16 protein-coding genes and 1 tRNA gene are annotated in these 13,426 nt (G+C 32.8%); 7 read left to right on the forward strand and 10 right to left on the reverse strand.

What is annotated here, in order from left to right:
• Positions 1-114 precede the first annotated feature (114 nt).
• A complete protein-coding gene (locus tag TMEL_RS02840; protein ID WP_012056774.1) occupies positions 115-1,362 on the forward strand; it encodes a L,D-transpeptidase family protein in 1,248 nt (415 codons plus the stop codon).
• A gap of 1 nt (position 1,363) precedes the next feature.
• Positions 1,364-1,984 carry an SDR family oxidoreductase gene (locus TMEL_RS02845; RefSeq protein WP_012056775.1) on the forward strand — a complete coding sequence of 207 codons (621 nt, stop codon included), beginning with the start codon at positions 1,364-1,366 and terminating at the stop codon, positions 1,982-1,984.
• On the opposite strand, the gene glgX is transcribed toward TMEL_RS02845, so the two are convergent.
• The 7 genes from glgX to pdo all read right to left on the reverse strand — a co-directional run bounded on the left by glgX (position 1,957) and on the right by pdo (position 7,918).
• The gene (gene glgX, locus TMEL_RS02850) at positions 1,957-4,146 is read right to left on the reverse strand and encodes a glycogen debranching protein GlgX (protein ID WP_012056776.1); all 2,190 of its coding nucleotides are present in this window, start codon (positions 4,144-4,146) and stop codon (positions 1,957-1,959) included. The genes TMEL_RS02845 and glgX overlap by 28 nt on opposite strands.
• A gap of 1 nt (position 4,147) precedes the next feature.
• Complete coding sequence (locus TMEL_RS02855) at positions 4,148-4,540, reverse strand: OsmC family protein (RefSeq protein ID WP_041426174.1); 393 nt, start codon at positions 4,538-4,540, stop codon at positions 4,148-4,150.
• Positions 4,541-4,587: 47 nt separating this feature from the next.
• Entirely contained in the window at positions 4,588-5,226 is a 639-nt protein-coding gene (locus TMEL_RS02860; RefSeq protein WP_012056778.1) for a cytochrome c biogenesis CcdA family protein, read from the reverse strand.
• 4 nt (positions 5,227-5,230) lie between these two features.
• Complete coding sequence (locus tag TMEL_RS02865) at positions 5,231-5,902, reverse strand: thioredoxin family protein (protein WP_012056779.1); 672 nt, start codon at positions 5,900-5,902, stop codon at positions 5,231-5,233.
• Positions 5,903-6,038: 136 nt separating this feature from the next.
• A complete protein-coding gene (locus TMEL_RS02870; RefSeq protein ID WP_012056780.1) occupies positions 6,039-6,281 on the reverse strand; it encodes a glutaredoxin family protein in 243 nt (80 codons plus the stop codon).
• Between the two features lie 12 nt (positions 6,282-6,293).
• Positions 6,294-7,244 (reverse strand): thioredoxin-disulfide reductase, encoded by a 951-nt coding sequence (trxB, locus tag TMEL_RS02875; protein WP_012056781.1) that lies wholly within the window; start codon positions 7,242-7,244, stop codon positions 6,294-6,296.
• An 11-nt stretch (positions 7,245-7,255) separates the two neighbouring features.
• A complete protein-coding gene (gene pdo / locus TMEL_RS02880) occupies positions 7,256-7,918 on the reverse strand; it encodes a protein disulfide oxidoreductase (protein WP_012056782.1) in 663 nt (220 codons plus the stop codon).
• Positions 7,919-8,085: 167 nt separating this feature from the next.
• Between pdo and TMEL_RS02885 the strand changes: the two genes are divergently transcribed.
• The 5 genes from TMEL_RS02885 to TMEL_RS02905 all read left to right on the forward strand — a co-directional run bounded on the left by TMEL_RS02885 (position 8,086) and on the right by TMEL_RS02905 (position 10,018).
• A tRNA-Ser gene (locus TMEL_RS02885) sits at positions 8,086-8,174 on the forward strand.
• A gap of 72 nt (positions 8,175-8,246) precedes the next feature.
• Positions 8,247-8,780, forward strand: a complete 534-nt coding sequence (locus TMEL_RS02890; RefSeq protein WP_012056783.1) for an NUDIX domain-containing protein — start codon at positions 8,247-8,249, stop codon at positions 8,778-8,780.
• Between the two features lies 1 nt (position 8,781).
• Complete coding sequence (locus TMEL_RS02895) at positions 8,782-9,381, forward strand: hypothetical protein (RefSeq protein ID WP_012056784.1); 600 nt, start codon at positions 8,782-8,784, stop codon at positions 9,379-9,381.
• 13 nt (positions 9,382-9,394) lie between these two features.
• Entirely contained in the window at positions 9,395-9,805 is a 411-nt protein-coding gene (fliS, locus tag TMEL_RS02900; RefSeq protein ID WP_012056785.1) for a flagellar export chaperone FliS, read from the forward strand.
• A gap of 12 nt (positions 9,806-9,817) precedes the next feature.
• Positions 9,818-10,018 (forward strand): hypothetical protein, encoded by a 201-nt coding sequence (locus TMEL_RS02905; RefSeq protein WP_012056786.1) that lies wholly within the window; start codon positions 9,818-9,820, stop codon positions 10,016-10,018.
• Positions 10,019-10,041: 23 nt separating this feature from the next.
• On the opposite strand, the gene TMEL_RS02910 is transcribed toward TMEL_RS02905, so the two are convergent.
• The 3 genes from TMEL_RS02910 to TMEL_RS02920 form a co-directional block, all read right to left on the reverse strand.
• Entirely contained in the window at positions 10,042-11,274 is a 1,233-nt protein-coding gene (locus tag TMEL_RS02910) for a DUF1015 domain-containing protein (protein WP_012056787.1), read from the reverse strand.
• A gap of 157 nt (positions 11,275-11,431) precedes the next feature.
• Positions 11,432-12,436, reverse strand: a complete 1,005-nt coding sequence (locus TMEL_RS02915; RefSeq protein WP_012056788.1) for an ABC transporter ATP-binding protein — start codon at positions 12,434-12,436, stop codon at positions 11,432-11,434.
• A complete protein-coding gene (locus TMEL_RS02920; protein WP_012056789.1) occupies positions 12,417-13,421 on the reverse strand; it encodes an ABC transporter ATP-binding protein in 1,005 nt (334 codons plus the stop codon). Before TMEL_RS02920 ends, TMEL_RS02915 begins: the two co-directional genes overlap by 20 nt.
• Positions 13,422-13,426: the final 5 nt, after the last annotated feature.

Below are 13,426 nucleotides of genomic sequence, written 5' to 3' on the forward strand. Positions count from 1 at the left end.
AATATATATTTTCTTTAAGTTCGTGTACCTTTGTATACAGTATAAAAACAATAATTCTACAAATGTTAACTACTCAAGAATATTATTAACTTTAATATATGATATAATTAAAATATGAAAAAATATCTCTTATTTCTAATAATGCTAATTTTCTCATACTCTATTTTTTCTGCTCATTACGTAGAAGTTGAAAACGTAACATCCACCAATGTTACTTTAAGAGTAACACCATATTATGATGCAATAGTAAATCCAAAGGTATACATATATGGTCCTACAGGATTTGTGAGAGCAAAAAATATCAAAGATGATTTGTACGAATTTGAGGATGGATTGTATAAATGGGTAATTCCCATAATCTTTGGGAAAAACAAATTTGGACAAACAGTTACAGGAGTACTACCTCATCCCATTGTTGATATTTATCAATATAGAAAAAACATAAACATTAAAGTCATTACAGACCCAGAAAATCTATCTTTAACAGTGAAAGTTAACACGGATTATGAAGTTATTTCAGGGGAAATTGATAAAAACAGGATGATTTTAATAAAAACAGATGAAGGCTACATTCTATACACAAACAAACAAAGAAAGAATTGTCAAAACACTTTAAAGATAAAAGTTAAGGTTAGCAAGGAAAAGATAAAAGAAATATCTTTCAATTTATTCACTTTAAATGGCTTTACAACATACCTTAGGGGAGACTTTACACCATATGTAGTGGAAAAAATAACCACTCATGTGGTAAAGAAAGGAGAAACACTTTGGGAAATTGCAAAAAAGTATAAAGTTAGAACAGCAGATTTACAAATTATAAACAATTTAGATGAACCTGACAAAATATACGCCGGTATGAAACTGGATATTGGAACTGTGCAATTTACAGAAGGATTAACTTCGGTTGTAGTTAACCTTGCAACATCTAGACTTGCCGTATATTATGCAAAAAAATTAGTAAAGGTGTTTCCCGTTGCAATTGGTAGAAGTGATTCAATGCCCCCTGGAATCTACTGGATTCTTGATAAACAAATAGATCCTGCACTTTACTGGTTCGGTGAATACATTCCTCCTCGTTCCCCCATAAATGGGCTTGGTACAAGATTTTTACAACTTTCAAATCCAACATACGGTATCCATGGAACTACAAAACCATGGGAAATTGGAAGAAGAATCTCTCATGGTTGTGTAAGAATGTTTAATAAAGATGTTGAAGTCTTAGATGCATTTGTAAATTTAGGAAGTCCTGTTTTTGTAATAAAAAGTTTTGAAAGTTTTCCTGAAAAACTTTCAGATATTCCTGAATTTAAAGAATTTAAATCTCAGACTGAACAAATAAAAGAAAAAATTAAGGAGGGATAATATGACAATCTTGGTAACCGGTGCAAACAGGGGTATAGGATTAGCATTGGTAAAAGAAGCCAAAAAACGTGGTCATATGGTAATACAAACAATGAGAAAATCGATTAATAAAGCATATTACTTGGATTTATCAGATTTAAATTCAATTGAAAAGTTTGTAGATGAACTACCTTTGGAAATAGATGTTTTGATTAACAACGCAGGGATATTGTACAAAGATAAATTTGGAATACTAAATTATGAAAATTTTTTAAATTCCTTTAAAGTAAATACACTTGGAGCACTATTTTTAACTGAGACACTGTATAAAAGAAACAAATTGAGAAAAAAAGTTATAAATATAACTTCTATATTAGGTTCCATAGAATTAACAAATAACACTCCTAGTTTTTCATACTCCATTTCAAAAGCTGCACTTAATATGGTTACAAAACTTTTATCAACAAATTTAAAGGGAATTTCTGTTATTTCAGTCCATCCTGGATGGGTAAGAACGGATATGGGGGGAAAAGAAGCTCCAATCTTTCCCGAAGAATCTGCAAAAGGAATACTTAACATAGCAGAACAAGTTGAAGATACAGGAACATTTATAGATTATACGGGAAAACTGCTTCCTTGGTAACTTTTTTGACTAATTAGAACAACAGAACTTTTTGGTTGGGCTATATAATTAAAACCAACTTGTTCTGGCACATCTAAAAAATCGTTAGGTGAATCCTTTGAAGTATCTACTACCCTGTACCAAGTTTTATTGTGAAGAATTGGCAAGGTAAATTGTAATGGTTCTATCCATTGGTTCAAAATCACAAATATATCATTATCTTCTTTTGCATTTTCACATAAAAAATCACTTCCGCTTATCATAAAAGCAATAGAGTGAGAATTATATGACCAATCTGGTTCAAATGGCATAATACCATGCCAACTAATATCTGCTATTCCATCTCCTGTCAAATCTTTACCGGTAAAAAAATGTCTTCTTCTCAATGCGTGATGTTTTTTTCTAAATTCAATCATTTTTTTAAAAAATCTAAAAATGTCATAATGCTTTTCCTTTAACGTCCAATCAAGCCATGTCTTTTCATTATCTTGACAATATGCATTGTTATTGCCATATTGTGTTCTGTAGATTTCATCACCCATTAAAATCATAGGGGTACCGTGCGATATCATAAGAATAGTAATAAAGTTTTTTACTTGTTGTTTCCTAATTTTTATTATTTTTGGTTCGTCAGTTTCTCCTTCAACGCCGTGATTGTAACTAAAATTTTCATTGGTACCATCTCTATTATCCTCACCATTTTCCTCATTATGCTTTTCATTATAACTAACAAGATCTCTCATAGTAAATCCATCATGACAAGTAATGAAATTTATACTTGCTTGGGGATTTCTATTACCATACAAATCCTCACTACCTGTTATCCTTTTTGCAAGTTCTATTATTACTCCTTCATCTCCTCTTACAAACTTTCTTACTATGTCTCTATATTTTCCGTTCCATTCCGCCCAACCCTGTGGAAATTCACCTAAAAAATACCCTCCTGCTGCATCCCAACCTTCTGCAATAAGTTTTAAATTATGTAATATGGGATCTTCAGAAATATCCTTAAGAAGTGAAAAATCACCTATCCACCTTCCATCAGGGGTTCTACCCAACACAGCAGCAAGATCAAATCTAAAACCATCAACATGCATTTCAGTAACCCAATACCTAAGACTATCTATTATAAGCTGCTTTACAACAGGATGATTACAGTTTAGTGTATTTCCACACCCCGAATAATTTAAATAATATCTTTTATTCTTTGGGTTAAGCATGTAATATATTTCATTATCTATTCCCCTAAAGTTTAAAGTGGGACCTAATTCATTACCTTCACCTGTATGGTTATAAACAACATCAAGTATAACCTCAAAACCATTTTTATGGAGTTCTTTTACAAAATCCTTAAATAAAAATACTTGTTCACCAAGTTTAAGACCAACAGAGTAATTACCAGTCACCGCAAAAAAACCCAACGGATTGTAACCCCAAACATCTTTTAATTTTTTACCAGTTATGGGATTAATTCTGTCAATTGAATTCACATTAAATTCAAAAACTGGCATTAATTCAATCGTCGTAACTCCCAATTCTTTTAAATGATCAAGCTTCTCAATTATTCCCAGAAACGTTCCACGGAATTTTACATTTGAAGTAGGGCTTATGGTAAATAACCTTACATGCATTTCGTATATAACAGTATCTTCCCATGGAATATGTAATTGTTTGTCATTACCCCAATCATATTTTGAATCATCTATAACTATTGATTTTGTGGGACTTTTTGCAGAATCCTCTGTAGAAAATGACAAATCTTTTAAAGGAGAATTTTTATCATATCCATATACAGATGATGAATCCCAATCAAAGGAACTTGAAATTGCCTTGGCATACGGATCAACTAACAACTTATTAAGATTAAACCTTTTCCCCTCTTCTGGATTGTAGGGACCATCCACCCGCCAACCATAGTATTGACCATGTTTTACACCATAAACGTATATATGCCAAATATCTCCCGTCTTATTCAAGATAGGGTCTAACTCAAAACTATGAGATGGTTTTTCATCGTAATAGTTTTGATACAATTCTAAAATTACCCTTTCGGCATGCCTTGAGAATAACGCAAAATTTACACCAGTATCATCTGGTGTGGCACCAAGCCTTGGATATCCTCTTTTGGTTTTTAATTTAACAGTTGAATCAGGATTATCATATTGTAATGGATAATCTGCCATATTATAGATAAACTATTTCGTGTGTAAATTCTGGTATAACTTTCTTTAACATTGCAGAAACTGCACAATACTTATCCTGAGAAAGTGTAACAGATTTTTCAACCTTATCCTTTGGTGGTTCTCCATCAAATTTGAAAATATATTTTAAGTGCATTTTTGTAAATACCTTTGGATGTTCCCGCGCCATTTCATATTCTACTTCTAATTTAAACAATTCCATTTGATCAATTACTTTCATTTTTCTAAGTAATGATACAACATCCATCCCAGTACAACCCATAAGAGAATATAAGATTAATTCCTTTGGTCTTACACCTGCATCTTTCCCTCCAACATTTTCTGAAGCATCAAGTATTAAATCATGTCCCGATGTTGTTTTTGTATAGAATAACATTTTGTCATAAAAATTTAGCTCAGCTTTTGCCACAATCTTCACTCCTTTCACACCACCATTTTTCCCATAATTATTAATATCCCAAGAAGGATTAGAAAAACTCCACCTACCACTCTTAAAAATATCTCCCACTTTGTACTTTTAAATTCCATTGTTAGTATCTTTGAAACAGAAGCACCAATAGTAAGAAAAGGAATAGAAATTCCCAAAGAATAAACAAACAACAAAATTGCACCCTTTGTTGAACTTACACTTGCGGCAATAGAAAGTATTGAAGCCAAGATAGGACTACTACACGGAATCCAAATTATTCCAATTCCTCCGCCAAGCAAAAAACCCGTTAAAAATCCACCACCTTTAAATTTCCAAACGTTTACCCTTCTTGGCTTAAAAAATTCCTTTTGTAGAATATACAATATCCCCATTACAATTATTATAAAGCCAAGTACATAATTAATTATACTACCATATTTTGCAAAAAAAAGTCCAAAAAGAGATGAAAATATTCCAATAATTGTAAAAAATATGGAAAACCCCAAAAAGAATCCAAAAAGTTTAAAAAACTTATTCTTTGCAGTAAAAAGTATGCCAAGAAAAGCAGGAATTAACGGCAAAACACACGGACTAAAAAAAGATAAAATCCCATGCCCCAATGCCACCCATATACCTACATCTTTGTAAAACACAATTTCAATCCTCCAAAAGAAGTATTCTTAATACTCCTTTTTCAAATAATTTATCCGCAATTTCTCTGGAATTTGTTAAATATGTTTTGTAGATATCTATCTTATCTTTAATCTCTTTTAGTTCAACTGAATTTTTATCCATTTCTTTTACAAGATCAAAGTCTTCTTTTGAAACCTTAATTATTTTACTTTTTCCAAGGCAAAAATCTTTCTGTTTAGAATACGTTTGAAAACTTTCTTTGTAATTTTCAAATGTGACTTTTAGTATATACATAAGTGCCTTTTTAAAGTCTTCTAACGACATATATCCTGGTATAGATGTTATTCCACTATCCATATATAAAAATACAAAAGTTGGTGTTCCTCTTACTCCAAATGCAGAAAAAAGTTCCATGTTTGTAAACTCCTCACTCATAAATGTTGTTTTTTGCGTGTTGGGATTTATTTTTGCAAATACGTATGATGCTCTTAAAATTTGCTGAAAGTCTTCTGAAGTTAACACTTCATTTTCGAATTTTTTACAGTACACACATGAAGGCGAAGAAAAATATATTAATAAAGGCTTATCCTCAATTTTTGAAATTTGGTGAGCAATACCCAAATCGTAAAAAGTATAATTATATGCAAATATAAACGTTGCGAAAATTATTAAAGTTAAAAAAAATACTTTTCTCATAATTTAACCTTCTTTCCAATTTTGAATCTCTTTGAATGTATTTTACTTAAAAACCTAATAACTGGGCATTTTAATCTTAAAAATTTAAAAAATCTCATCTTACCGCTCCCAAAAACTAAGGGCAGGTTACCCTGCCTTAGTTTACATTTAATAACCTATCTATTTTTGCTTTATCAAATCCCACTATTACTTGATTCCCTATCTCTATCACTGGAACCCCAAGTTGTTTGCTTTTTTTGTACATTCTTTCAGCAGCTTTTTGGTCTTTCGATACATCATATTCTTTGAATTTAAAACCAAGTTGCTTAAAATACTGTTTTGCTTTTCTGCAGTATGGACAAGTGGGAGTAGTATATATAACTATTTTTACGTGTTGCACGTTGCCACCTCCTTAGAAATATTTTTTTGCAGCATGTTCAACGGCAATTGCCCCATCTGCGGCAGCTGTCACAATTTGTCTTAAATTTTTCTTCCTCACATCTCCAACTGCATATATACCAGGCACATTAGTTTCCATATTTTCATCAGTCAATATATAACCGTATTCATCTACTTCAACAATTTCCTTAACAAGGTCACTATTTGGTTGAAGACCTACGTATATAAACACGCCCTCTGCTTTTATAACAGTTTCTTTTCCTGTTTCGTTATCAACCACAACTACTTCTTCAACTTTATCTGTACCTCTAATTTCTTTTACAAGGGAGTTTAATATAACCTTTACGTTTTTATTTTGGAGTAATCTATCTTGTAAAACCTTTGCAGCGGTAAGATAAGGTAAGTTTTGTACCATAGTTATGCTTTTTACCATTTTTGCCAAAAAGTGTGCCTCATCACAAGCACTATCTCCTCCACCAACGACTACAACATCTTTTCCTGAAAACAAATACCCATCACACGCTGCACAGTAAGTCACGCCTCTCCCCCTGAACTCCTCTTCACCGGGAACTCCCAATTTTCTGGGAACTGCACCTGTAGCATAGATAAGAACTTTTCCTTTAACCTTTTTTCCATTATCAAGCTCAACATATCTGTATTCATCATCATACGAAATTTTCATTATTTCTGTAGTAACAATTTCCGCTCCAAAAGCTTTTGCGTGTTCCGCAAACTTTTCTCCAAGTTCTCCGCCTTCTATTTTTATAATTCCAGGCCAGTTTTCCACAACATGAGTTTGCGTTACAGCACCACCTTCAAGTGCTTTTTCAAACACAACCGCAGAAAGACCCGCACGCCCTGCGTAAATTGCGGCAGTAAGCCCAGCAGGTCCGGCTCCCACAATTAATACATCGTAATACTCTTTCGGACCAGTTGAAATATTTCCTAAATCGAAGTGGACCATACTTCACCACCTCACTTTATAGCTTTTAAAACTTCTTCAAGATATTGTGCTTCAGGATATGCTCCTATAAAGAAAGTGTTTGGATTTCTATTAATGACAATATGTGGAACAGATGAAACACCAAATTCATTACTCAGTTCAAAAAACTCATTTGCTTCAATCATTTCTGCTTTGATAAGAGGATTTACCAAAGCAAAATTATGTGCTGTTAGTACCGCACGTGGACAGTATGGACAAGTTGGTGTAACAAAAACACTTATTTTTACTGGTTTGTCAATTTTCTTAAGTTTTTCAATAGTCTCAGGAGAAAGTTCAGGATTTGCTCCTTTTCCAAATGTCACTATATCTTGAACAAGTGTACCAAACTCATGACCAGAAGGTATACCATAAAATCTTACGCCTTTATCTTCTCCATCCTCCAAAGTTAAAATAAGAGCAGGGGTCATTTCCACTTGAAATTTCTCCGCCAAATCTTTGTGTTCATTAACGTTATACTTTTCCACAACTATCTTATCAGAGAGCTCACGTACTTCATCTAAAATTTGTTCTTCAAGGTCACAATATTCGCAATTATCCTTTGAATCTCCAAAGAAAATGAGTTTTACCTTGTTGTCAAGTTCTTTTGAAAATAAATCCTCTAAATATTCCCTATCTTTTTCTGATAAAAGCGCCATTTTAAAACACCTCCAAAAAATTTTTCCCTTTGGGTTAACTCTATTATACACTAATTTATGTAAATTAGTCTAAACTTAATGTTACAATTTAGACAAAATAGGTCGGGATTAAATCAAAAAAATAACAATTGAAAAATTCCTCTATTTATGGTATCATATCGGTGATTGGAGGCGTGCACCGAACTGGCTAAGGGGCCGGTCTCGAAAACCGGTGGGCTTTTTGCCCTTGTGGGTTCGAGTCCCACCGCCTCCGCCAAAATGGCAGGTTTTTACCTGCCGTTTTTTTATAGTATAATAAAGGTAAAAGATGAAGAAAAGGAGGAAAATAATGGAAAAACTTTTAGAAAGCAAAGAAATCTTTAAAGGTATTTTATTACACGTAAAAAAAGATGAAGTACTGCTCGAAAACGGAAAGAAAAGCACCAGAGAATATGTTTTACATCCAGGTGCTGTTGCAGTTGTTCCAATTTTGGACGATAATAAAATTGTGATGGTAAAACAGTATAGATATCCCGTTAAAAAATATTTGCTTGAGATACCAGCAGGGAAATTTGATTTTAAAGGTGAAAACCCATTGGAATGTGCAAAAAGAGAGTTAAAAGAAGAGACAGGATATGAAGCAAAAAAGTTTAAGTATTTAGGAATGATTCATACTACTCCCGGTTTTTCTGATGAAGTTATACATATCTATCTTGCAAAAAATTTGGTTAAGGGAAAATCAAATCCAGATGAAGATGAGATAATAGAAGTGGAAATTAAGGATATTGACGATGTTTTAGAGAAATGTATTAATGGAGAAATAACTGATGCAAAAACCATAGTTGGTATTTTTAAGACATATTTTCATCTAAGGAGTGAATAAAATGATTAAATTGAAAGTTAATGGAAATCTTGAAACGTTTGAAGCTTCAAAGTATAACAACTTTGGAGAACTTTTGGATGATGTTTCCAAAAGATTAAAAGGGATGGTACTCAGCGAAGTAAAGGTCAACCAAAAAGATGTTCCCATCAACAAAATTGATGAACTTAGAACGGCCATTTTGGATGAAGAACTGGAAATAGAAATGAATTTTGTACCACTTCAAGAATTCTTTATCACAACTCTGACGGATGTCATTAAATATATTGATAATATTTCAAACCTTCTTAAAGAAGTTTCCAATAACATTTTATTAGGCGAAAATGAAGGGTTTAACAATATAGTAGATTTGGCGGAAGGTATATCTGCGATGGAAAACCTAAGAGTTAACGCAATGAAAATGACAGGTTTTACTCCATCTGATTTTGAAAACAAAATTAGCGGAAACAAAGTTGCAGAAATTCTTCAAATTTTCGTAGAAGCCCTTGAAAGAAAAGATTTATTGGAACTTTCTGATATCCTCTTTGAAAAAATACCTATAGTTTTAGAGTATTACAAAAGTTATTTCCAAAATATACTCACAACTCTAAAGCAAAATAATTAAGGAAGGTGAAATAATGGATTACACCGAACAAATGGTAAAGACTGCAAGTCCTGCTAAACTTATCGAAATGTTATACCAAAGAGCTATTGAACTTCTTGATATGTCTGTTGAAAGTATAAATAAAAAGGATTTCATTAACGCAAATGAATATATTAAAAAATGCCAGGACATTATCACAGAACTTAATTTATCTTTAGATATGGAAAAAGGCGGCGATATTGCTAAAAACCTAAGATCACTTTACAACTACATGTTTAAGGTTCTAGTGGATGCCAATATCAAAAAAGATACTTCAAAAATAAAAGAAGTAAGAGAATATCTCTCTGAACTTCTTGAAACATGGCGTGAAGCAATGAAAAATGTTGGAAATACTGCAAATCAGCTTCCAGATCCAAACAGACCAAGACTAAATATAAGCTTATAAAGGTGGGATGAGATGAAGATAATTTCAAACGTATTTTTTGTTATAAGCATTGTGTTATTTGTTATTGCAGCAGTATTTTTTGAAATCTCTTTAAGATACATGAGAAAACAAAATGAAAGAAAAAAAAAGGAAAGTACAAAACTAGGAATAAGGTTTTTAATTTATGGCAGTATTGCTTTTGGAATTTCTGGGTTATTTGCATTTTTTTCGTAAAAAAAGCCCCATTAGGGGCTTTTTTACATTAAATGAACTATAATTCCACTTTTTAGCTTTGGCTCAAACCAAGTAGATTTTGGTGGCATCGTCTTTCCTTCGTCTGCAACTTTTAGAAGATCTTCTATTGATGTGGGATATAGCGCAAAAGCTACCTTATACTCCCCAGAATCAACAAGCCTTTCAAGTTCATCTATACCTTTTATCCCGCCAACAAAATTAATTCTTTTATCCGTTCTTGGATTTTCAATACCCAAAATAGGTTTTAATAGGTTTTCTTGGAGTATTGCAACATCAAGCGATGAAACTACATCATTTTCGTTAAAAATTCCCGCTTTTGCAGTTAATTTGTACCATTTTCCTTCAAGATACATTGCAAATTCATGTTTTCTAGAAGGTTTGAATTTTTCTGTTTCTTCAACTTCAAATTTTTCTGATACTTTCTTTAAAAATTCTTCTTTTGTGTTATTATTCAAATCCTTAACAACTCTGTTATAGTCCAAAATGTTCAATTGAGTGTGTGGGAATAATACCGCAAGAAAAAAGTTGTATTCTTCATTTCCCGTATGGTTGGGATTTTCCTTTGCTAATTCTTCAGCTGCTCTTGCGGCTGCAGCGGCTCTATGGTGCCCATCTGCTATATAAAATGCCTCTACATCTTTAAAAGCATCAACAATTTCATTTATTTCTTTTTCGTCTTTTACAACCCACAACGTATGGTGAATTCCTGAGTCATCGGTATAATCATATTCAGGTTCTTTTGTTGTATGTTTCATTATTAAATTATCAATTTCTGGTCTTGAACGGTACATCAAAAATACTGGTCCAGTGTGTGCTCTCATTAATTTCACATGTCTTGCCCTTTCGTCTTCTTTGTCTTTTCTCGTAAGCTCGTGTTTTTTTATTTTTCCCTCTGCATATTCTTTGGTAGAAAATGTTGCATAAAATCCCGTTTGTAAATACCCTTGCCATTCTTCCCTATATATGTATATAGCTGGTTTATCTTCCAGTATCATTACACCTTCTTTTTGAAATTGTTCTAAAACTTCTTTTCCTTTCAATATTACTTCATCTGAATGAGTATCCACTTCTACATCAAAATTAATTTCTGGACGTGTAACTTTATAGAAAGTGTAAGGATTTTTTTGTGCCTCTTTTCTTGCTTCTTCTGTTGTTACCACGTCATATGGTTTGGCTGCCACTTTTTCTATCATATCCCTTCTTGGCCTTAAACCTCTAAAAGCTCTTACAATCATTTTCTTCCCTCCTTACATTTTTATTTTGCATGATGATTTTAGCACAATAGTTCTATGTTTGCAATTTTGGTTAGATTTAAAATCATATAATAATCATATGCTATCTTTTGTTTTCTAAAATATACTTAAAAAAAGTCCTAGTTCCAAGGAACTAGGACTATATTTTTCCTTCTGCAACCAAATAACATGAAACATAGTGTCCATTACCCATATCCTTTAGAGGAGGATGCGGATTTTTTTCACAGTCCTTTGTTCTAAATGGGCATCTATCATAAAATCTACATCTTGGTGGTGGATTTATGGGTTTACTAACAGACCCTATTATATTTGGTTCACCTTTAACGTAATCTGGATCTGGTATTGGAACAGCAGAAAGTAACGCTTTTGTGTATGGATGTAGCGGATTAAATAATATCTCTTCTGCATCTGCATACTCAACTATTTTTCCCAAATACATTACGGCTATTTTATCACACATATACCTTGCTACAGCAAAATCATGCGTTATATACAAATAACTCATATTGTATTTTTCCTGTAGCTCCATTAGAAGATTCATAACTCCAGTTCTTACCGAAACATCAAGCATAGATGTTGGTTCATCTGCAACTATAAATGTTGGTTCTAAAACCAACGCCCTTGCTATTGCAACTCTTTGCCTTTGCCCACCTGAAAGCTCATGTGGATATCTCCACAAAAAGCTTGAAGGTGGTGTAAGCCCAACATCTTGTAACAACTTTAATACTTTCTCCTCTCTTTCTTTTAAATTTCCTATATTGTGAATGTTTAATGGCTCAGCGATAATATCAAATATTGTCATCCTAGGATTTAGAGATTCATATGGGTCTTGAAAAATCATCTGTACCTTTTTGTGATACTCCAATTTAGATGGAAATCTATATATTTCTTTTCCCTCTATGAACACATTCCCTGCAGTAGGTTTTTCAAGACCAACTATTACCTTTCCTGTGGTAGTTTTTCCACATCCAGATTCACCAACTAATCCTAATGACTTTCCTCTTTTTATTTCAAACGATACATCATCAACTGCGTGCACAAAATGTTTAACTTTTGAAAATAATCCTCTATCTGCAGCAAAGAATTTTTTCAATCCATCAACTTTCAATATTATATCCGTTGCTTTAGAGCTCAATTTTTGCATCTTTTCTCACCTCTTCACTTAAAGGATGCCAACATGCTACAAAGTGTCCATCCTCAATTTCTTTATATTCCGGCTCTTCATTCTTGCACTTTTCCGTCGCCCAAGGACATCGCGGTGCAAATCTACATCCCTTTGGTGGGTTTAAAAGATTTGGAGGTTCTCCTGGGATAGTTAACAATTTTTTCTTTTCACCAATTGTACTTGGAAATGCATTCATAAGTAAAAATGTATATGGATGCATTGGATTTTTAAATATATCACGCGAACTTCCAAGTTCAACAAACTTTCCAGCATACATAACAGCTATCTTATCACTAACTTCGGCTATAACAGCTATATCATGTGATATATAGATCATTGCCATATTTAGTTGTTTTTGTATTTTTTTCATTTCCTTTAAAATCTTATCCTGAACTATAACATCCAGTGCAGTTGTTGGTTCATCAGCAATAATTACCTTTGGATCACAAGATAGAGCAAGCGCAATAACAGCTCTTTGTTTCATTCCTCCACTGTATTGGTGTGGATATTGTTCCATTCTTTTTGGATCAAGACCAACTAGCTCAAACAACTTTGCAACTTTCTTTTTAGCATCGTCAATACTCATTTCTGGATAATGAGTTAATATAGCTTCAACTATTTGATCACCAACCTTGTACACTGGATTCAACGAATTCATAGCAGCTTGAAAAACCATGGCAAGACCTTTCCATCTATACTTTCTCATCTCTTCTTCTGAAAGGGAAACAAGATCAACAATTTTTCCATTGTCATTAAATAATACTTTTCCTTCTTTAAACTCACCATTTTCTGGCAAAAGTCTTAACATTGTCATTGAAACAGACGTCTTCCCACATCCAGATTCACCCACTATTCCCAAACTTTCACCACTATCCAAGGTGAAATTTATTCCATCAACGGCTTTTACATACCCCATTTTAGTTTTATAGTGCATCTTTAAATTTTTTACTTCAAGCAATGCCACTTCAA

It is taken from the genome of Thermosipho melanesiensis BI429, assembly GCF_000016905.1.
Taxonomy (GTDB): Bacteria; Thermotogota; Thermotogae; order Thermotogales; family Fervidobacteriaceae; genus Thermosipho; species Thermosipho melanesiensis.